A 20,283-nucleotide genomic window follows, 5' to 3' on the forward strand; every position below is an offset into this window, starting at 1 on the left:
CCATTTTCTTTCTCTTTCCTCGAAGGAATTAGAGTAGAAAATGGATGTTTGTTTTGTAGGAAAGTGATAAGCTTTTTAAATGATGTAAAAGCGACTATTCAAACTGGTTTTCTTATTTAATTAACTCACCTAACAAGAAAGTGTTTCCTAAATTGAAGACGTTATTTCCTTTTTGAAGCTTGACATTTTTAAGTACGATAGTGTGTTTAAATGTGCTCCCAACATAGGTGGTTGAGGTCACTTCTATGATACCGCTGATCTTGTCTTCTCCGGGTTGACCGACCCAAGTTTCTTTTAATGTTGGGGTAGTTGGAACAGGTGAAGTACAGAAATATCCTTCGGTAAGAAGGCCATTATAAACGCGTAATAAAAGCTTGTTTTTCGTCGCGCTAAGTAATCCTCTTCGAGGGTCATTTGCAGGAGTAGAAGCGTTTAAAAGTAGAGCAGGATCTATGTCATCGATGGTTAAAGATGTGCTCGAATTAAAGTTGTAAACTTGCCCTGATGTGCTGCATTGATTTGCAGATTCATCAAATACTAAGTCCAATTTGTCTTCTGCTTTTATAGCTGTTTTAAAGTTTCCAATGATTACTTCTGGCACTGTAACCTTAACGGTGGAACCAGGTGCAGGGTAGGTAACATTTTTGATTGTAATGTAGTGGTTGTATCCATCAATTCTAGTGCTACCATCGCCAGTGTTGTTTGGTGCATAGGTTGCTGTGGTAGTAATTTCAATTTGTCCTTCTTCCGCATTCCATTGTTGGATAACTGAGGGTGTGGTTGGTGGAATAAGACTGCAAATGTTCGTGCTTTCTACCGTTCCGTTGTAACTTCTATAGGCTAATCTATAGCTGCTATCGTCAATAAAAATTGGGGTTGGACTAACTCCATTGCCTGTAGGTTCATTTTTAAGCGTATTTATCGGCATTTGCAATAGCAATGATTCTTGATTTTTAAGTTTGTATATTAACTCATAAGTATCAGTGCAACTTTGTGCTTGTACTGCATCAAAATCTATGGAATCAACCGTGATATCTCCGTCATCGCAACCGTTTAATAAAAAGGCTAATAACAGTAGGCTTGCATATTTTTTCATCGTAATTTTATTTGGGTCAAAAATAGTGAAAAATTTGGCAAATGATATTTAAGATTAGACAATTGATATTTCATAACTTTGCCACAATGAAAAAAGTATACCTCGACAACGCCTCTACAACTGCCATGCGCGCTGAAGTTATTCAAGAAATGACTAAAGTTATGGCAGAAGATTTTGGTAATGCGTCTTCTACACATAGTTTTGGACGCAATGGAAAAACCATTTTAGAACTTTCCAGAAAAAGTATCGCCAAACACTTCAATTGCTCTGCTCAAGAAATTATTTTTACCTCAGGGGGTACAGAAGCGGACAATTGGATTCTTCGTTCTGCTGTAAAAGATCGTAAAATAGAACGTATTATTACCTCTAAAGTGGAGCATCATGCGGTACTGCATACTGCTATGGCCTTGCAATTGGAATACAATATTGAGGTAGATTACGTGAAGATACATCCTGATGGGAGTATTGATTTAACCCATTTATCGAATTTATTAGCCCAAGAAAAGAAGACTTTAGTGAGTTTGATGCATGTCAATAATGAGACAGGGACTATTTTAGATCTCGATAGAGTGAGTGTGATTTGTAAGCAATATGGTGTTTTGTTTCATTCTGATACAGTACAATCAGTGGGGAAAACCGAGATTGATTTGCAAAAAACAACAGTTGATTTTATAGTGGCGAGTGCCCATAAATTTCATGGGCCAAAAGGAGTAGGCTTTGCTTTTATTCGTAAAAATTCAGGATTACAGCCTTTGTTTTTTGGCGGTGAACAGGAAAAAGGCCTGCGTGCTGGAACTGAAGCTGTGCATCAAATTGCTGGAATGGCCAAAGCGTTGACTCTTTCTTGTGAGCATTTACAAGAGGAGAGAGTCTATATATTAGACTTAAAAATGTATTTGATTGAACAGTTACAAAGCCATTTCCCAGGCTTTAGAATCAACGGTAAAAAAGAAGATTTTTACAATATCATCAATGTTATTTTGCCTTTTCCGGAAGCAAAAACGGCGATGTTGTTGTTTACTTTAGATATGAAGGGAATAGCAGTTTCTAGAGGGAGTGCATGCCAATCGGGAAGTGTAAAACCTTCTCATGTTTTAAAAGAAATGCTGTCTGAAGCAGATTTAAAATTGCCTAATCTTAGAATTTCTCTTAGCCATTATAATACCAAAGAAGATATCGATTGGCTAATAGAGAGTTTGAAAACGGTTTAGTTTAGGCAATTATAGAATGCTGAATGGTCATTAGCGAAGCTTTTTTTAATCGTTTCAGCATTATATTTCCAGATTGAATATCCTTCGGCTTCGCTCAAAAGACCGTTTTTCGTCCGTTTGAGCGAAGTAGAAGTCACTCTTTTCTTATTTACGAATCACTTTTACTTGTGAATCCTTTGTTAATTTGATAATCGTTGAGGGTTTTCCAGCCACTCTGTCTTGATACAAATTGACCACATAGTCAACTCCTTTGATGATTTCAGGATTGATATCTTTGAAAGCAATAGGAGTAGGTTGACCTGAAATATTAGCTGAAGTGGAGACCAAAGGTTTTTTCATTCGCTCTAATAATTTAAAGCAGAAAGGTTCTTTTACCACACGAATTCCCAGTGAATTATCTGCTGCAATAATATTTGGAGCGACATTTCTAGGTTCATCCAGAATCAATGTGGTGGGTTTTTCAGATAAATCTAATATTTGCCAAGCTACTTCAGGGATGTTTTTAAATACATTGTACATCATTTTTTCCCCATTCATCAGCACAATCATGGATTGCGTTTCAGCGCGTTGTTTGAGTTTGTAGATTTTGGCAACAGCTTCTGGATTTGTTGCATCACAGCCGATTCCCCAAACGGTATCTGTAGGGTAAAGAATGATTCCGCCTTCTTTGATGACTTCGTAAGCTTTTAATATTTCTTCGTTCATTCTATAAATTATAACAATTGTTTTATTTGATCAATTACGATTGCAAAGGTATAAATAAAAAGAAGATGTTGTTTGAATCATATTTCGGCTCTCGTTTTGTCAGTTAGCAATTGATTTATCTTTTTCTTTGGTATGATTGTCTTTTTTGATAAAGGTATCATAGGTAATTCGGTCTATTTCAAAAAGAGTTGGCGCAAGAGTGTTGAAGGAAGAGCCCTTAGAAGTGTTAGTCGTTTTACTTCCCTATTTTAGGTGGAAGAGAGGGGATAGATCGTGTTGAACTTTGCAAAGCTGCTGCCGGTTTGGTTACAATTTAAAAGGATAGTTTTGAGAAAAATGAACTTTTAGAGTCAAAAGCAGGGTTAATTGCGTCAGAATAGGGAGTGAGTGAGAGTCTTCTTGTTATTATGTTCTGGACATAATAACAAGAGAGGATTCTGGCGAAATAGGCATAAAAAAGGTAGCTTATTTCAAGTGTGATTTATTTTTGGCTGAGAGAATTTACTGGTTTTTGTTTAAGAAAACCGTGTCGATCCAATGTTCTAAAGTGTATTTATCGTAGATCTCGTCGGGTATTTTTTCGTAGTCCGTTTCAAAAAAAGATTTCGGTATGATTGGATTTTTCTCATCAATTACCAGAATATTGTTGGGGTTGTAAAAAACGTAATCAACGATATTGTGGTTGGTCGTAATTAATTTTTTTTGTAATCCAATGCTTTCAAATACTCTAAAACTTAATCCGTTTTGCTCTGCCCGATGAATATCTAAAAGAATTTTGGACTGATGGATATATTCTTCAACCTCTTTAATCTGAATGTATTTCGAGATGAATTCTATATTCTTACTTTTATGTTTGTTTTTTTTGTCATAAACGATAATTTTAGAAGAGATGTCGTTGGCTTTTAAAATATCGGCTATTTTTGAAATGGTTTTAAAGCGATTGTCTTTTGAACTGATATTGAATACTTCGTATTTAAAATTCCCAGTTCGGTTTATCTCGGCTTCAGTATAAATGTAATTGGTTATAAAGTTGAGACGGTACTTGTCTACATCTTCTTTTTCAAAGGAATATACTTCATCAAAATTCCCAAGAGTAGGAACTATTTTAGGACATCTATAGATGTTGTCGTTAAAATAACCAATGGATTTTTTAGTGTATTTTTTAAATTCTAGAATCTTCTCAGGGTCAATAAAGTCTCCCTTGATCGTTAATATAACGTCTTGAATTTCGCCTAGGGCTTTTAAACGTCGGATTATTTCATTTCCAAAATGAATATTTTTGATGTTCTTTTTTAGAAAAGCTTTTGAAAAAAAGTTGTAGATACGATAGGAAAAGTTGGGGTATTGATACTTAAAAGTATTAAAATCAATATGGTTCACAATGTGCCCTCTTTTTTCTAGAGCTGTAACAATATGGTGATTGTATCCCCAATTGTCATGGCTAATTATAGTGATCCGCATAATGTGAATATTTTTATATTATAAGTTAGCAAAACTAACTAAATTTGCGGAAACAACTTTTATGATTTTTAGATTAAATAAGGAATATGAGAAATTTAGATCTATTCTTTTAGATGATATCAATTCTTTTGAGTCAAAAGGAAGGGATTTTGTTATTGGGCAGAGAAATCAAATAAAATTATTTGATTTAGAAGATAAAGTAGTCAATATTAAGTCTTTTAAAATACCGCATCTTATCAATAAAATTGCCTATAAATATTTTAGGAAATCAAAAGCAAGACGTTCTTTCGAGTTTGCTAACCGATTGACTGAGCTAGGTGTAGGAACTCCAAGTGCAATTGCTTTTGTTGAATTCTATTCCTTTTTAGGATTGGAAAAAAGTTATTATATCAGTGAACAAATTAGCTGTGATTTAACTTATAGAGAATTGATAGAGGTAGTTGATTATCCAGATCATATGGAGATCTTAAGACAGTTTACTCGATTCAGTTTTGATTTGCATCAAAAAGGTATTGAGTTTTTAGATCATTCGCCAGGGAATACTCTAATTAAGAAAAACAGCAATGGAAATTATGATTTTTTCTTGGTTGATTTAAATCGAATGGAGTTTCATAAGAGCATGACTTTTGAAATGCGTATGAAAAACCTTTGCCGATTGACTCCTTTAAAGGAGATGGTGGAGATCATGAGTAACGAGTATGCTAAGTTGTACAAAGCAGAGTCTGAGCAGAAAATTTTCACTACGCTGTGGAAGTACACAACAGACTTTCAAGAGCAATTTTATAGAAAGAAAAGGTTGAAGAAAAAGCTTAAATTTTGGAAGAAATAAGGAAGGAGCATTGTTTTTAATTCGCGAGTAAGGACGAGTTGAATTAAAGGTGTCTATTTGAAAGAAATAAAAAAGGACAAGAAACATGATTTTAAAGTGTTTTTTTGTCCTTTTTCTTTATTCACTGATCTAGGGTTTAAAGACCGTAATGAGGATGTGGTCGGCCTAAGGTCGAAGCTGTTTAGTACATTGGTTTTTTTTCTCATGGGATGGAGGGTTGTTTTTTTATTTGAATAAGGTGTAATGGAAGTGCTATTTGATCAGGCGAGCAATCTGCTGGTGTGAATGCGACTGAATTAATCAAAAAAGTTATATTTTTGCGGGGAATAAATTAAAATTGACAATGAAAATTAGCGGTCTGGTTATTACTTTCAATGAAGAGAAAAATATTGGAAAATGCATCGATGCTCTATTAAAAGTTTGTGACGAAGTAATCGTAGTAGATTCTTTTAGCAAGGATAATACGGTTGAAATTGCAAAAGGAAAAGGGGCAACAGTGATCCAGCAGGCTTTTTTAGGAGACGGACCACAACGCACACATGGTTTGCCTTATTGTAAAAATGATTGGATTTTGAATCTTGATGCGGATGAATTTCTGGATAAAGATGCAGAAGAGTTTATACGTAATCAAAAATATCTAGAAGGAAACTACGATGCTTTTAGTTTTAGGGTAAAAAACTTTTTAGGTGATCAACTGATTGATTTTTCAGGATGGTATCCTGATCATAAAGTTCGTTTTTTTAATAAAAAAACAGCACATCCTTCGGATTCAATAGTACATCAATCCATTGTTACTCAAAATGAGAAAAGAGTAGCTGTGCATATTTTGCACTATGGATGGGAATCTTTAGATCAAATCATTGCTAAAAAGAATCAATATTCAGGTTGGCATGCGCAACAATTGTTTGATCAAGGCAAAAGGGTAGGTTCGTTTAAACCTGTTTTAAATGGTACGGTAGCTTTTGTACGTTGTTACTTCTTTAAAAAGGGAATCTTTAATGGTATAGATGGTTTATCCATAGCCATGATTCAAGCTTTCTTCTCTTATATGAAGTATGCGAAGCTGTTAAAACTGCAGAGAAAGCAATAAAAAAGGACATAAAAAAGGACATAAAAAAAGGAATGAGTTTATTAAATTCATTCCTTTTTCTTATTTATTTAAATCTTAAATTATACCGCTACATTGTATTCACGAAGCGCATTATTTAATGAAGTTTTTAAATCAGTTGATGGTTTACGAGTACCAATAATTAAGGCACATGGTACTTGAAACTCACCAGCAGGGAATTTTTTAGTATAACTTCCTGGTATTACTACAGAGCGAGCAGGAACAAAACCTTTTATTTCAACAGGCTCATCACCAGTTACGTCAATAATTTTTGTTGAAGCAGTCAAACAAACATTAGCACCAAGCACAGCTTCTTTACCAACGTGAACTCCTTCTACAACGATACAACGAGAACCGATAAAAGCACCATCTTCAATGATAACAGGAGCTGCTTGTAAAGGCTCTAGAACCCCTCCAATACCAACACCACCGCTTAAGTGAACGTTTTTACCAATTTGAGCACAACTACCTACTGTTGCCCAAGTATCCACCATAGTTCCTTCATCAACATAAGCTCCAATATTTACATAACTAGGCATCAAAATAACACCACTAGAGATATAAGCTCCGTAACGGGCTACAGCATTTGGTACTACACGAATTCCTTTTTCAGCATATCCTCTTTTTAGCAACATTTTGTCGTGATATTCGAAAATACCAGACTCCCATGTTTCCATTTTTTGAATTGGGAAATACATTACAACTGCTTTCTTAACCCATTCGTTTACTTGCCACTTGTCACCAACTGGTTCAGCACAACGTAATTTTCCTGCATCAACTAGTTCGATAACTTCTCTAATAGCATCAGTTGTAGTTGTTTCTTGTAATAAAGCTCTGTTTTCCCAAGCTTGTTCAATTATAGTTTGTAAAGAATTCATAAGTTTTAATTTTTTGCAAAGATAGGGTATTTGGGGAGAAGCAAAAAGGGAAAAGCTTTTGAAAATGTTATGAATATAACTTTTTGTTTTTAATTTGATAATTAAAGTAGGTTGTTGAAAATCTCGCGAAGCTAGTGGTAGTAGGGGGTTTAGGTGTTATGTTGTGATTAATAAATGATAAATGTCAGGTTTTTTACTTTTTGTTCGCGCTAATTTTGCACTATTAATTTTTTTAGGCATTTCCATGTTAGAAAATTTAAAATTAATGTTCCAAAACAAATTATTATAAGCAATAAAAGATGAATCAAGAAAATCAGCTTTAAAACCAAATTATCGTTATTGATAAAGAAGTCTCCTGGGATAAAACACAAGTCATTATGAGTAAAACAAATGCTTTTGGTATCATTGAATATGTCAATGAAGTGTTTGTTGATGTTTCAGGTTATGAAGATTATGAGTTAATGGGACAGCCACACAATATCATTCGTCATCCTGATATGCCTAAGGTTATTTTTAAAGTGCTGTGGGAAAACCTTAAGAAAGGTAAAAACTTTCATGCCATTGTAAAAAATTTAGCCAAGTCAGGTAGGTACTATTGGGTGATTACGGATTTTGAAATAGCCAAAGATGAGCAGGGAGCGGTGGCTAATATTTTTGGACGACGTCAATCTGTTCCTCAGGAAGTTATTTCACTGCATATAGAGCCTTTGTATAAAAAACTTTTGCAGATTGAGACCGTAAGTGGACTGGAGTTTAGTGAGAAATATTTAATTGGTTTCTTGGAAGAAAGAAAGAGAACCTATGTGGAATACATCAAGGAGTTGATCTTTGAGCATGAAAAAACACAGCTGAAATTTTCTCAGTATCAAGCGCAATATGAAACGCGAACGGAAGATGATGAAGAAGAGGAAGAAAGAGGTTTTTTTAGACGTTTATTTAATAGATAATTTTAATAGATTTTTTTTTTTTTTTAAGTTTTGCCCCCTGTTGGGATTGATCCGTTTCGAGTTTTTGAAACGGATCTTTCTTTTTAAAAACAAATTTTAGTACAAAAGATAGAATAGGACGCAATGGAATTCAATAAAGGGAAGCGAGGCTACAGAAAAGGATTCTCTATTTAGATTTGTTTTGTGGTTGAGCATAGAGAAATTAAAATACTTATCTTTGATAAAAATTACAAAATGCCAAGAATTCTCTCTATTGACTACGGACAAAAGCGCACTGGAATAGCAGTTACTGATGAAATGCAAATTATCGCCTCAGGTTTAACGACTATTCCAACCAATACTTTAATAGATTTTTTAAAAGACTATTTTGCTAAAGAAAAGGTAGAAGCTGTTTTAGTGGGTGAGCCTAAACAAATGAATGGTGAGCCATCCGAAAGTGCTTCTATAATTAAAGGTTTTGTAACCCATTTTTCTAATATTTTCCCCGATATGAAAGTCATCCGCGTAGATGAGCGTTTTACGTCAAAAATGGCCTTTCAAACGATGATCGATAGTGGATTGAGTAAAAAACAGCGTCAAAACAAAGGATTAATAGATGAAATTTCGGCGACCATTATGCTTCAAGATTATCTTTCTTCTAAAAGATTTTAGTATTTTAGTTTATTCCACTAAGAATCATGCTGCTTTTTGTAGTTTCATAACTTATATCATGTGAAATTAGTTTTTTTTTGCAATTATAAAAAGTACCTTTGCATTTTAAAAATAATACTGTTATGTCTGACGAAACAATACGTTCCCATAGTGAAGTAGTACTCATTGGAGCGGGAATTATGAGTGCCACTCTTGGCGTAATTTTGAAAGAATTACAACCGGATTTAAAAATTGAAATTTACGAAAGATTAGATGTTGCTGCAGCCGAAAGTTCAGATGCTTGGAATAATGCAGGAACTGGACATTCTGCTTTTTGTGAGCTAAATTACACTCCAGAGAAAGCAGACGGAAGTATTGATCCTAAAAAAGCAATAAGTATAGCGGAATCTTTTGAGATTTCACGCCAGTTTTGGTCGTATTTAGTGCAAGAAAAGAAAGTTCCATCCCCAGAGAATTTTATTAAAAGTGTTCCTCACATGAGTTTTGTTTGGGGCGATAAAAACGTGGAATATCTAAAAACGCGTTTTGAAGCTTTACAACAAAATCCTATTTTCTCTCAAATGGAATTTAGTGCTGATTTTGAAAAATTGAAGCAATGGATGCCACTAGTGATGGAGGGCAGAGAAACTACTGAAAAATTAGCGGCTACACACATGGAAATTGGAACCGATGTGAATTTTGGTGCCCTAACCAGAAGCATGTTTGATTATTTAGAAAAACTTGACGGTGTTAGTTTATTTTTTAACTGTGAGGTTAAAAAATTAAGACAGCGTGAGGATAAAACATGGAGAATTAAAATTACAGACTTAACAACGGGTAAAATAAGAAAAGCGTATACCAAATTTGTCTTTATTGGTGCAGGTGGTGGTTCATTGCCTTTACTAGAAAAAGCGAATGTTCCTGAAGGGGATGGTTATGGTGGTTTTCCTGTGAGCGGTCAATGGTTGAAATGTACCAATCCTGAAGTGATTGCCAAACATCAAGCTAAAGTATATGGAAAGGCGAGTGTTGGAGCTCCTCCAATGTCAGTTCCTCATATTGATACACGTGTAATTGATGGTGAAAAAGCATTGCTTTTTGGACCTTTTGCTGGATTTTCGACTCGTTTCTTGAAAAATGGATCTTATCTTGATTTACCATTGTCGATAAAACCAAACAATTTAATTCCAATGTTATCAGCGGGATATCATAATATACCTTTGACGAAATATTTAATAGAGCAAGTACGTCAATCTCCAAAAGATCGAATGACAGCACTTCGTGAATATTTGCCGACAGCACGTTCTAAGGACTGGAAACTTGAAAAAGCAGGACAACGTGTTCAGGTGATTAAAAAAGATGAAAAAGAAGGTGGTGTTTTAGAGTTTGGTACTGAGGTTATCAATACCAAAGACGGAAGTTTAGCGGTTTTATTAGGAGCTTCTCCAGGAGCTTCAACAGCAGTGGCGATCATGGTAGACTTGATTAGCAGATGTTTTAAGGATCAAATTAAAACAGCAGACTGGCAAGAAAAAATGAAAAACATGATTCCATCTTATGGACAGACTTTAAATGATAAACCAGCGCTTTTGGCAGAATTAAGAAAACAAACTGCAGAGGTTTTACATCTTAAAAATTAAAAGATTACGATCTTATTTTCTATAGTATAAAAAATGAGGCTACCTTTTGAGATAGCCTCATTTTTATTTGTCCATAGTTTTCCTAATTGTGCGTTTTAAACAATTCACAGGGATTTTTTTTTTTTTTGAATTATTTATATCTTCTATACTAAAGTAGAAAGAATCATATCAATATAGGTTTTTACTGTTTTTACAAAACATTATCTAGTATATACTATTTTTCAATTTCTATGGGAATAGAATAAACAATTGGTACTTCCTTTTGAATATGCTTTTGATTAGGTCAATGGTCTGTTCCCTGTTTTTTCGATCTTTTTTCCGCACATTTACATTAAGATGAACCAGTACCCTTTCGCTACCGATATACATGGTTTTTAAATCCTTAATTTCGTCAACTTGGCGAAGTATATTTCTGCTTATCAAGCAACTTGAAATTGATCTAATAAAAACTAAACAGATCTTAGAAACCCGTAAAAAATTAGCAATTCGTATTTAAAAACAAAACTGTGTAATGATATAGATCCTTTGAATGTAATTGTTTGAAGTAAAAAAAAACGTTACAAAAATTTGTTAATATATTAAAATTCAGTACCTTGAAGTTAGTATTGCATAACATTATGATGATAGCAGTCGTTTATTATGATTCTGGTTATTGCTGATTCTTTGATTATAATCTAATTAATACTTCGATATTAGAAAACAGATTAAAACTGAAAACATGTATAAGCTATCTGGAAATTTTTTATTAAGATCCGTACTCTTCATATTTATTGGGAGTTTGTTATTGCATTTAGGTGCAATACTATTTGTGCCTATGTTGTTTGGTTTATTAATAGCATTTGTAATGTATCCGATTTGCTTATGGCTGGAAAACCAACGTATACCAAGATACTTGGCAATAGCCTTGTGTTTAAGTCTGATTTTGATTTTGTTTTCTTTATTGATTTTCCTGTTGATTTGGCAATTACAGATGTTTAGAGATGAGCTACCTCGAATTGTTGAAAAGTTAAAAATTACGCTTATACAAACTCAAAGGTGGTTGCAAGAAGATTTAAATGTGACCATAAAAATGCAGAATGAATGGATCAATAGTTCTATCGCAAATAGCGGCAAGACCACAAGTATTGTTAGTGACCTATTTTCGGCTACTTCAAATGTATTGCTTATGCTTTTTCTTACTCCTGTCCATGCAGTATTGTTTCTTTATCATCGGTCCATATTTGTCAATTTTATGATCATAGTTTTAGGGAAAAGAAATGAAAAAAAAATCACAGCAGTACTTCAAGAAGTAATCTTTACTTATGCAAGATTTATTAAAGGAATGATATTGGTCTATATTATTGTGGGCATATTAAACACTATTGGTTTATTTGCATTAGGTATTCAACATGCTATACTATTTGGTATGCTTACGGCAATTATGACTATTATTCCATACGTCGGAATAATTTTAAGTTCATTGTTACCCATAGCTATTGCCTTTATAACTAAAGATTCAATATGGTATCCTATAGGAGTTATTCTAATCTTTGCCTTCATACAATATTTGGAAGCTAATGTTATTTTTCCAAAGGTCGTGGGTAAGCAGCTTAATTTAAGTACATGGGCCACGTTGCTTGCAATCGTTACCGGTGGAATTATTTGGGGTGTTCCAGGTATGATATTATTCATCCCGATGATGGCTATCTTAAAAATTGTAGCACAGAATATCCCTGAATGGGAAGCCATATACCTACTGCTGAAACGAGATGAATAAACTTATTATCATTATCATGACAATGCAGACTCTTGATCAAAGCATCAATCAATTTATTATAAAATGAACGAATCTAAATATGGTGCGTAAATTGATAAGATTGACCTCATTGTTCGCTTAAGTGCATATACAAGCTATGGTTGCTCGAGTTATCCATCCAAAGTTGTTGCATGAACTATTGGTTTATGGGTAGATTAGATGTTTTTAAAACGGAATGCCGTCCGTCTTGGTTTAGAATACTGGAGTATCTGTCTGAGTTAATTCCTTACTCCTCAGGTCTAGTTGTTTTGTATTCTTTGGTAATTTTTAGAATTTTTTCGGCTAGATTACTCATCCAGATTAATTGTTCAATAACCATTTGCGCTTCCTGCATTTTGATCTGACGTGTTTCTTTGTCCAGTTCGTCATCCTGAGCCAAACGGCTAAAGTGTCTTCGTTTAAGTTCTTCAAATTGCAAGGTCACGTCTTCTTTGTCGAAAAAAGTATCCTCTATGATGGTTTCGTTTTTTAAAACAGCAATAGCGTGATCTAAGTTCGCGAGTATCGTTTTGATGATGTAATTAAATGACTCGGAAGCTGATGTGGTTTGATGTGACTGGATGTAGGTGGATAAGGAAGCCAAGGCTGAAAGCGTAGAGTGATTTAAAACCACTAGTTTGTTAACCAATGGAAGTGTTTTTTGCTTTGATTTTGGTTCCTGCATCATACGTTGAAAAGAGGTCATTAGATTGCCAATTTCAACAAAGGCATGTTTTCTGGCTAGTTTATAGGAGGTAGGGATTTCTCCTTTTTTATTGTAATAGTCCGCAATTTCTCTTAGGTAATTCCTGTTGGCGCGAATTGAATTTTCAATATGCGATGGTGTGTTAAAAAATTCCCAGGCTGGCCACAAGAACTGATTGGCTAAGAAAGCTAATATCGCTCCAGCTAATGAGTCTAATATTCTATACTGAATGACTTCCACCACATTTGGGGTAAGGATTCCATAGATAAAAACCACATACATAGTGACAAAAGTGGCGCTTATTTTGTAGTTGATATTGGTAAACGAGAGGCCTAGCAACATAAAAACAATCGAAAAGATGCTCAATACGATGTGATTTTGAACAAGCGAAACAATGCCAAAGGCAAGTAGTCCCCCTAGTAGCGTTCCAAAAATTCGATTATAGGAGCGTTCCTTGGTTAGGCCATAGCCCGGACGCATAATCACTACGATAGTCAGTAAGATCCAATAGACGTTCTGAAAAGGCAGTATTTTTCCAATTATAAAGCCAATGAGGATGGTAATGGTAAGGCGCAGTGAATGTCTGAAAATAGAGGAAGAGAAACTTAAGTTTTCTATTAAGGTAGACAGGGGGTAGTATTGTGGTGTTAAAAACTTTTCGAGTTCTTTCTCCTTGTCTTTGAGTTTGAAAGTCTGTACTGCAAGTGAGAAGGCCCTTTGAATAATTTTGATTTTCCCGACCTGATTCTTAGCGTACTTAAGCATGTTGGTTAACATCAGTACCCCTTCATCTGCAGCATCCTTACCTAGGGTTTTTTCATAATCAAAGATGGCAAATTCCAAGGCGTCAAGCTCGTTTTTTAAATCATTTTTGTCTACATAAACCGCAATATGATGTACATTTTTAGAGAGTTTTTTTAAGGTAGAAGCCAGTTTATAGGCTACATTTTGATAAGTTCTAAGGACCTCTGGATGTTGGGCAAATTTTTCATGAAGTTTGCTGTGGTCAAACGAGGTGTATAAGGCGAGTTCTTGAATTTCCACTAAGGTGATAAAAACCAAGAGCATTTTTCGGTTTTGACTGCTGGCTCCAGCCGTACTTTGGTTACCAATAAGCCCTTTTCTCAAGTCTTCATGAATTAAATTCAGTTCCACTTGAACGGCCAATTGTTTTTCAATTATGGCTTTTCTGTTGGCTTCAGGGCTCCATAAATCACCTCTTAGTTTTAGGTATTTAGCGGTTAGTTTTATGCCTTCGGCAATTTGTAATTCGACGTATTTATAGGGTTGTACAAAATGAAATACAAGTGCTACTACTAGGTATAAAATCCCTCCAATGAAAATAAAACTAGAATACTCAAAAGCTTCCCAACCTGTGTGTAAATGTCCAAAGGATAACGAAATGGACAATAAGGCAGAGAAGGAAACCAAAGTAGCGCGCTGTCCATAAACGGAAATCATAGAGCATATAAAGAGGAGTAGGGTTAAAAAAGGGTAGAATAGGTAGGGAAAGGGATAAGCTAAATTGACTAATAAGTTGACTCCTGAGACGATAAAGGAGGCTGCTAAAAGGCCTTTTATTTTATGACTTAAACTGCTCGGGATATCGCTGGGATAGGTGTAAAATGCTCCCAAAGCTATCGTGAAACCAACTTCAAAATAACCTAAAAAGTTTAAAACTAAAACAGGAACAACCGAAGCTATAGTTACTTTTGAGGCATTTAAAAAAGAGGTACTGTTGATGAATTTGGAGATACGATCGAGCATATATAGAGGTTTACAAGCAAAGGTAAGAATTGTACGAATTATTTTGGCATAATTATCGCTGAGATTTAACTAGGCAAGTTAAAAATACGATATAATATGCGGTTTCGAATTATTCATTGACTATTTTTTACTATTTTTGCCAGCTGAATTATAGGAACTAAATTTAGCGTTTTTAGTAGATAATACATAAATTAATACAAATGATTTTACCAATTGTTGGATATGGTGATCCAGTCTTAAGAAAAGTGAGTGAGGCAATTACGCCAGAATATCCAAACTTAAAAGAAATAATTGCAAACATGTATGAAACCATGTACAATGCATACGGAGTAGGACTTGCTGCACCGCAGGTTGGTATTGCGATTCGTTTGTTTGTGATTGATACTACTCCTTTTAGCGATGATGAAGATTTACCATCAGAGGAGCAAAAAGATTTAAAAGGCTTTAAAAAGACTTTTATCAATGCTAAGATTGTTAAAGAAGAGGGGGAAGAGTGGAGTTTTAATGAAGGTTGTTTGAGTATTCCTGATGTTCGTGAGGATGTTTACAGAAAACCTACCATTACTATCGAATACTGTGAAGAAGATTTTGTGATGAAAACCGAAGTTTTTGATGGTTTGATTGCCAGAGTAATTCAACACGAATACGATCATATAGAAGGTGTTTTATTTACCGATAAAATCTCTTCATTGAAAAAACGTTTGATTCAAAAGAAATTAAAAAACATTACCGAAGGCAAGACTTTTCAAGATTACAGAATGAAATTTGCTGCCGCTAAAAAAGGGAGGTAATTGGTTCTAGAATAATGTAGAACACAATAAAAGATTATAAGTCAAATTCTTAATACTAATTTTAATAAACATGAATTTAGAGAAAATTTTAGCCATTTCTGGGAAACCAGGTTTATATGTATTGAAAGTGCAAACTCGTACAGGTTTTGTGGCAGAATCATTATTAGACGGAAAAAAAATTACCGTAAACTTAAAAAGTAACGTAAGTTTATTATCAGAGATTTCAATTTACACTTATGATGGTGAAAAACCATTAACAGAGGTAATGCAACGAATTGCGACTAAAGAAAATAAAGGTAAAGCTATTTCTCACAAAGAGGATAATGCTACTTTGATTGCTTATTTTAAAGAAATTTTACCTGATTATGATGAAGAGAGAGTATATCCTTCAGATATTAAAAAAGTATTAAACTGGTACAATATGCTTGAGGGTAAAGGTCTGGTTACAGATTTAGCTCCTGTTCCTGTTGAAACTACAGAAGCAGCTCCAGTTGAAGAAAAAGCAAAAAAAGCTCCAGCTAAAAAAGCAAAAGCAGTAAAAGAAGAAGAATAGTCATTACTATACTTAAATATATTGATCCTGTTGAGATGTTTCTTGACAGGATTTTTTACTTTTACACCATCGGTCACCATCAAAAAAACTTCATAAAATGAGCAAAGAACTTCAACTTAAGGCTTTCGAAAGATTATTAATTATTATGGATGAATTGCGTGAGCAATGTCCTTGGGATAAAAAGCAAACTTTGCAGACCCTTAGGCATCTTACTATTGAAGAGACCTATGAGTTAGGGGATGCGATCTTGGATAATAATCTAAATGAAGTTAAGAAAGAACTAGGTGATTTATTGCTACATATCGTTTTTTACGCTAAAATCGGCAGCGAGTCCAACGACTTTGATATGGCGGATGTCTGTAATGAAATTTGTGATAAACTCATTCATCGTCATCCTCATATTTACAGCGATACGGTGGTAAAAGATGAGGAAGAGGTTAAGCAAAATTGGGAAAAACTGAAATTAAAAGAAGGAAAAAAATCCGTTTTAGAAGGGGTTCCTAGAAGTTTACCAGCTTTGGTGAAAGCCAGCCGAATTCAAGACAAAGTAAAAGGGGTTGGTTTTGATTGGGAAGAACCACATCAGGTCTGGGATAAGGTTCAAGAAGAATTAGAAGAATTGCAGGTAGAAGTAAAAGCAGGTGATCAAGACAAAATAGAGGCAGAGTTTGGCGATGTGCTATTTTCGATGATTAATTATGCACGCTTTTTAAATGTCAATCCAGAGGACGCTTTGGAACGTACCAATAAAAAATTTATTAAGCGTTTTCAATACTTAGAGAGCAAAGCAACTGAAATGGGAAAACCCTTAATGGATATGACTTTAGCTGAAATGGATGTGTTTTGGAATGAAGCTAAAAAACATTAATTAGTCAGCGATCTTTTTTAAGGCTTTAGCATTCTTGATGATTATTTTTTTACCGACTAATTCAATGATTTCGAGTTTGTTAAAATCGGATAATAAGCGGATACAGCTTTCTGTAGCCGTTCCTATCATGCCAGCTAATTCTTCTCTACTAAGTTGAACTTTTAAGGTTTTATCTGGCTGCTCGCCAAAAACATCCTGTAAATACAAGAGGGTCTCAGCTAATCGCTGTTTGACCGTTTTTTGAACCAAGGCAATTTTATCGTTTTCAGATTCTTTTAAATCCTCACAAACCGATTGCATGAGGTTCATGGAGAACTGATTGTTGTTGTTGAAGAAATGAATAATTTCACTTTTCGGAATAAAGCAGACCTCCATATTGGCTACGGCTGTTGCAGATAAGTTGGCGGGTTCGTTGCTAATCATAGAGCGTTGCCCTAAGAGTTCTCCCGATTTTACCAGTTTTATAATTTGATCTTTTCCGTTGGCACTCAATTTAGAGAGTTTGCCAACACCATCTTTTACACAAAATACACCGTTAGTTATATCACCTTCCTCAAAAATAGGTTCCCCTTTCTTGATTTTAAAAGTGGTTTTGCTTTTTGCCAGTTGAATGACTTCGTCTTTGTTAAGCGCTTTTAATGAAGTCAGTTGACGTACGATACATTGATCACATTTGTTCATGGCAATTAGGTTTGTTGCAAAATTAACTATTATTCGCATGTTTGGCGTTTTTTTTTAACTTAAAAGTGCTACAAAAAAACGGAGCTCAGTATTTAGTTCTTTTATTGGACTGTATTAGTATTCGTTTGGAGGTCGTATGATAAATGTCATTTTTTTAATCTGCTGTTCTCTGCATATTTGTAAGCAAAAAAAGCAAGGTTATGAGTGAGCAGGATTGTTTTCATTGTGGAGCAGGCATTGTGAAAAATGAAGAGATCAATTTTGATGAAAAAAAATTTTGTTGTGCGGGCTGCAAAACTGTTTATGAAATCTTCAGTCTTCATGACTTGACCCGCTATTATGATTTTGAGCAGGCGCCAGGGACCACACCAAAAGTGATTCAAGGTAAATATGATTTTTTAGACAATGATTCTATTTTGTCCAAAATAGTGGAGTTTCAAGAGGGGAATACCGCTATTGTCTCGTTGAAGGTACCCCATATTCATTGTAGTTCTTGTATTTGGATTCTGGAAAATTTGCACCGAATCCAACCTGGAATACGAGTTTCACAAGTTAATTTTCTTGAAAAAACAGTTCGAGTTAGCTATGATTCAGCTCTAGTTTCTCTTAAAACAATTGTTTATATGCTTAGTTCCATAGGATATGAACCTTATATCAGTTTAGAAAATTACGAAACAGTAAAAGAGAAAGTAGATAGAAGTTTAACCTATAAATTGGGTGTGGCTTTTTTTTGTTTTGGAAATATAATGTTGTTATCGTTTCCAGAATACTTCGAAATCAAAGAATTTTGGTTGGACCATTACAAGCCTTTTTTTAGAATTTTAATTTTTGTTTTGGCATTGCCTAGTTTCTTGTATTCAGCAAGTGGTTATTATGTTTCGGCTTATAAAAGTATAAAATCAGGAATGTTAAACATTGATATTCCCATAGCCTTAGGAATTATTGTGATGTTTGTTCGTAGTACCTTCGATATGGTAATGAATTACGGCTCTGGTTTCTTCGATAGTTTAACGGGCTTGGTTTTTTTTATGTTATTAGGGAAAATGTTTCAAACTAAAACCTATAGTTTTTTAAGTTTTGAGAGAGATTTTAAGTCGTATTTTCCCATTGCTGTAACCCGTATTAACTTGGATGGGTCCGAAGTAAGTATTCCTGTTTATGAGGTAGTAAAAGGCAATAGGTTGTTAATCAGAAACCAAGAATTAATTCCTGTTGATGGTATTTTGATCAGTGCAGAAGCTGAAATTGATTATAGTTTTGTCACCGGTGAAGCGGTTTCAATTGCTAAAAGCTCTGGTGATAAAGTGTTTGCTGGTGGCAAACAAATTGGAAAAGTAATCGAAATGGAAGTACTCTATTCGGTTTCTCAGAGTTATTTGACAAAGTTGTGGAGTAATGAAATTTTTCAGAAGCAGGTGCATCAAAAGCATAAAACCATTACCGATACCATCAGTCGTTATTTTACTCCTGTATTGCTATTAATAGCCTTTGTCTCTTATTTTTATTGGGTTTTTATAGATGCCAAGATTGCTTTTAATGTTTTTACCGCAGTTTTAATTGTAGCCTGTCCTTGTGCACTTGCCTTAACGGCACCCTTTACTTTTGGTAATATTTTGAGAATTTTAGGCAAACAGAAATTTTATCTAAAAAACGCTTTAGTGATCGAACAATTGGCAAAAGTAGACAGCATTGTCTTTGATAAGACGGGGACGATCACCACCAATAAAAAATCAAACATTGTGTACGAAGGAGGAGTTGTTTCCAGGGATACGTATGTCCTTATAAAAAACGTGCTTCGCGCATCGAATCATCCTCTTAGCAGGATGTTATATGATTTTTTACCCCAAACTAAAACGATTCCCATTACTTCCTTTGCGGAAATTACAGGCAAAGGTATTGAGGCTACTGCTGAAAACAGGACCATTCGGATAGGTTCCGCGGCTTTTGTCGGATGCAGCACTTCAAGTTCTGGAGAAAGTGAAAAAACGGCCCTACACATTACAATTGATTCTGTTTATTTAGGAAAGTTTACTTTTCAAAATCAATATCGAGAAGGATTGGAGAAATTGTTTTTTAATCTAAGTAAAACCTATCAATTGAAAGTGCTCTCAGGGGATAATGATGGGGAAAGAGCCCGTTTAGAGGCCATTTTGCCAGAAGGGACAGAACTTATTTTTAATCAAAAGCCAGAGCAAAAACTTGAATTTATAAAAAAACTCCAAGAAAGGGGGTACAATGTTATGATGGTGGGGGATGGTTTAAACGATGCGGGTGCATTAGCCCAAAGCAATGTAGGGATTTCTATTTCAGAGAATGTCAATGTTTTTTCTCCAGCTTGTGACGCTATTTTGGACGCTGCCCAATTTTCCCGATTGGATGATTTCCTTAAATTATCTAAGAAATCCATGACGATTATTAAAATGAGTTTTGTATTGTCACTACTCTACAATGGAGTTGGGCTTTCTTTTGCGATCACGGGTCATTTACTTCCTTTAGTGGCGGCAATCATCATGCCTTTAAGTACGATTACCATTGTGGGATTTGTAACGCTAATGTCTAAGTACTTTAGCAGACAGGCTTAGCCCTTTTTTTGGCACTATTAAAGTTATTTTGTCTATAAAAGATAAAAGAGGGATGA

General features: G+C 34.6%; 17 protein-coding genes. 11 read left to right on the top strand and 6 right to left on the bottom strand.

Annotated elements, in window-relative coordinates; all coding sequences use genetic code 11:
* Positions 1-112 precede the first annotated feature (112 nt).
* Entirely contained in the window at positions 113-1,096 is a 984-nt protein-coding gene (locus AC51AA_RS00495) for a hypothetical protein (RefSeq protein ID WP_500703785.1), read from the bottom strand.
* Positions 1,097-1,182: 86 nt separating this feature from the next.
* Here AC51AA_RS00495 and AC51AA_RS00500 point away from each other — a divergent pair, with 86 nt between their 5' ends.
* Positions 1,183-2,307: a cysteine desulfurase family protein gene (locus AC51AA_RS00500; protein WP_500703786.1), complete on the top strand. Its 1,125-nt coding sequence runs from the start codon at positions 1,183-1,185 to the stop codon at positions 2,305-2,307.
* Between the two features lie 144 nt (positions 2,308-2,451).
* On the opposite strand, the gene AC51AA_RS00505 is transcribed toward AC51AA_RS00500, so the two are convergent.
* Positions 2,452-3,012 carry an L-threonylcarbamoyladenylate synthase gene (locus AC51AA_RS00505; RefSeq protein ID WP_500703787.1) on the bottom strand — a complete coding sequence of 187 codons (561 nt, stop codon included), beginning with the start codon at positions 3,010-3,012 and terminating at the stop codon, positions 2,452-2,454.
* A gap of 501 nt (positions 3,013-3,513) precedes the next feature.
* Positions 3,514-4,473, bottom strand: a complete 960-nt coding sequence (locus AC51AA_RS00510) for a WaaS/CpsH family glycosyltransferase (protein ID WP_500703788.1) — start codon at positions 4,471-4,473, stop codon at positions 3,514-3,516.
* A gap of 61 nt (positions 4,474-4,534) precedes the next feature.
* Between AC51AA_RS00510 and AC51AA_RS00515 the strand changes: the two genes are divergently transcribed.
* Both AC51AA_RS00515 and AC51AA_RS00520 read left to right on the top strand, forming a co-directional pair.
* Positions 4,535-5,302 (top strand): lipopolysaccharide kinase InaA family protein, encoded by a 768-nt coding sequence (locus AC51AA_RS00515; protein ID WP_500703789.1) that lies wholly within the window; start codon positions 4,535-4,537, stop codon positions 5,300-5,302.
* Between the two features lie 343 nt (positions 5,303-5,645).
* Positions 5,646-6,392 (top strand): glycosyltransferase family 2 protein, encoded by a 747-nt coding sequence (locus tag AC51AA_RS00520; protein WP_500703790.1) that lies wholly within the window; start codon positions 5,646-5,648, stop codon positions 6,390-6,392.
* Positions 6,393-6,472: 80 nt separating this feature from the next.
* Here AC51AA_RS00520 and AC51AA_RS00525 read toward each other — a convergent pair whose 3' ends face one another.
* Positions 6,473-7,288, bottom strand: coding sequence for a 2,3,4,5-tetrahydropyridine-2,6-dicarboxylate N-succinyltransferase (locus AC51AA_RS00525; RefSeq protein ID WP_500703791.1), 816 nt, complete (start codon positions 7,286-7,288; stop codon positions 6,473-6,475).
* Between the two features lie 329 nt (positions 7,289-7,617).
* Between AC51AA_RS00525 and AC51AA_RS00530 the strand changes: the two genes are divergently transcribed.
* The 4 genes from AC51AA_RS00530 (at position 7,618) to AC51AA_RS00545 (ending at position 12,261) form a co-directional block, all read left to right on the top strand.
* Positions 7,618-8,235 (top strand): PAS domain-containing protein, encoded by a 618-nt coding sequence (locus tag AC51AA_RS00530; protein ID WP_500705663.1) that lies wholly within the window; start codon positions 7,618-7,620, stop codon positions 8,233-8,235.
* Positions 8,236-8,469: 234 nt separating this feature from the next.
* Complete coding sequence (gene ruvX / locus AC51AA_RS00535; RefSeq protein ID WP_500703792.1) at positions 8,470-8,886, top strand: Holliday junction resolvase RuvX; 417 nt, start codon at positions 8,470-8,472, stop codon at positions 8,884-8,886.
* 122 nt (positions 8,887-9,008) lie between these two features.
* A complete protein-coding gene (locus tag AC51AA_RS00540) occupies positions 9,009-10,505 on the top strand; it encodes a malate:quinone oxidoreductase (protein WP_500703793.1) in 1,497 nt (498 codons plus the stop codon).
* A gap of 718 nt (positions 10,506-11,223) precedes the next feature.
* On the top strand, positions 11,224-12,261 hold the full coding sequence (locus tag AC51AA_RS00545; protein WP_500703794.1) for an AI-2E family transporter: 1,038 nt from the start codon (positions 11,224-11,226) through the stop codon (positions 12,259-12,261).
* 265 nt (positions 12,262-12,526) lie between these two features.
* Here the strand turns inward: AC51AA_RS00545 and AC51AA_RS00550 are convergent, their stop codons facing one another.
* On the bottom strand, positions 12,527-14,752 hold the full coding sequence (locus AC51AA_RS00550; RefSeq protein ID WP_500703795.1) for an FUSC family protein: 2,226 nt from the start codon (positions 14,750-14,752) through the stop codon (positions 12,527-12,529).
* A gap of 200 nt (positions 14,753-14,952) precedes the next feature.
* On the opposite strand from AC51AA_RS00550, the gene def reads away from it, so the two are divergent.
* From def to mazG, 3 genes are all read left to right on the top strand, one after another.
* On the top strand, positions 14,953-15,543 hold the full coding sequence (gene def / locus AC51AA_RS00555; RefSeq protein WP_500703796.1) for a peptide deformylase: 591 nt from the start codon (positions 14,953-14,955) through the stop codon (positions 15,541-15,543).
* 70 nt (positions 15,544-15,613) lie between these two features.
* Entirely contained in the window at positions 15,614-16,096 is a 483-nt protein-coding gene (locus AC51AA_RS00560; protein WP_500703797.1) for a DUF5606 family protein, read from the top strand.
* Positions 16,097-16,193: 97 nt separating this feature from the next.
* Positions 16,194-16,964 (top strand): nucleoside triphosphate pyrophosphohydrolase, encoded by a 771-nt coding sequence (gene mazG / locus AC51AA_RS00565; protein WP_500703798.1) that lies wholly within the window; start codon positions 16,194-16,196, stop codon positions 16,962-16,964.
* Here mazG and AC51AA_RS00570 read toward each other — a convergent pair whose 3' ends face one another.
* Complete coding sequence (locus AC51AA_RS00570; protein ID WP_500705664.1) at positions 16,965-17,645, bottom strand: Crp/Fnr family transcriptional regulator; 681 nt, start codon at positions 17,643-17,645, stop codon at positions 16,965-16,967. It abuts the gene before it with no gap.
* 200 nt (positions 17,646-17,845) lie between these two features.
* Between AC51AA_RS00570 and AC51AA_RS00575 the strand changes: the two genes are divergently transcribed.
* Positions 17,846-20,227 carry a heavy metal translocating P-type ATPase gene (locus tag AC51AA_RS00575; RefSeq protein ID WP_500703799.1) on the top strand — a complete coding sequence of 794 codons (2,382 nt, stop codon included), beginning with the start codon at positions 17,846-17,848 and terminating at the stop codon, positions 20,225-20,227.
* Positions 20,228-20,283 lie beyond the last annotated feature (56 nt).

The organism is Flavobacterium sp. OHVDL-2026-0007, assembly GCF_059882335.1.

Bases quoted from the DNA above. Each gene is read 5' to 3' on its own strand.
- AC51AA_RS00570 (WP_500705664.1), bottom strand. From the start codon at position 17,645: ATGAACAAATGTGATCAATGTATCGTACGTCAACTGACTTCATTAAAA.
- AC51AA_RS00525 (WP_500703791.1), bottom strand. From the start codon at position 7,288: ATGAATTCTTTACAAACTATAATTGAACAAGCTTGGGAAAACAGAGCT.
- AC51AA_RS00505 (WP_500703787.1), bottom strand. From the start codon at position 3,012: ATGAACGAAGAAATATTAAAAGCTTACGAAGTCATCAAAGAAGGCGGA.
- AC51AA_RS00515 (WP_500703789.1), top strand. From the start codon at position 4,535: ATGATTTTTAGATTAAATAAGGAATATGAGAAATTTAGATCTATTCTT.
- def (WP_500703796.1), top strand. From the start codon at position 14,953: ATGATTTTACCAATTGTTGGATATGGTGATCCAGTCTTAAGAAAAGTG.
- AC51AA_RS00520 (WP_500703790.1), top strand. From the start codon at position 5,646: ATGAAAATTAGCGGTCTGGTTATTACTTTCAATGAAGAGAAAAATATT.
- AC51AA_RS00545 (WP_500703794.1), top strand. From the start codon at position 11,224: ATGTATAAGCTATCTGGAAATTTTTTATTAAGATCCGTACTCTTCATA.
- ruvX (WP_500703792.1), top strand. From the start codon at position 8,470: ATGCCAAGAATTCTCTCTATTGACTACGGACAAAAGCGCACTGGAATA.
- AC51AA_RS00560 (WP_500703797.1), top strand. From the start codon at position 15,614: ATGAATTTAGAGAAAATTTTAGCCATTTCTGGGAAACCAGGTTTATAT.
- AC51AA_RS00500 (WP_500703786.1), top strand. From the start codon at position 1,183: ATGAAAAAAGTATACCTCGACAACGCCTCTACAACTGCCATGCGCGCT.
- AC51AA_RS00575 (WP_500703799.1), top strand. From the start codon at position 17,846: ATGAGTGAGCAGGATTGTTTTCATTGTGGAGCAGGCATTGTGAAAAAT.
- AC51AA_RS00550 (WP_500703795.1), bottom strand. From the start codon at position 14,752: ATGCTCGATCGTATCTCCAAATTCATCAACAGTACCTCTTTTTTAAAT.
- AC51AA_RS00510 (WP_500703788.1), bottom strand. From the start codon at position 4,473: ATGCGGATCACTATAATTAGCCATGACAATTGGGGATACAATCACCAT.
- AC51AA_RS00495 (WP_500703785.1), bottom strand. From the start codon at position 1,096: ATGAAAAAATATGCAAGCCTACTGTTATTAGCCTTTTTATTAAACGGT.
- AC51AA_RS00540 (WP_500703793.1), top strand. From the start codon at position 9,009: ATGTCTGACGAAACAATACGTTCCCATAGTGAAGTAGTACTCATTGGA.
- mazG (WP_500703798.1), top strand. From the start codon at position 16,194: ATGAGCAAAGAACTTCAACTTAAGGCTTTCGAAAGATTATTAATTATT.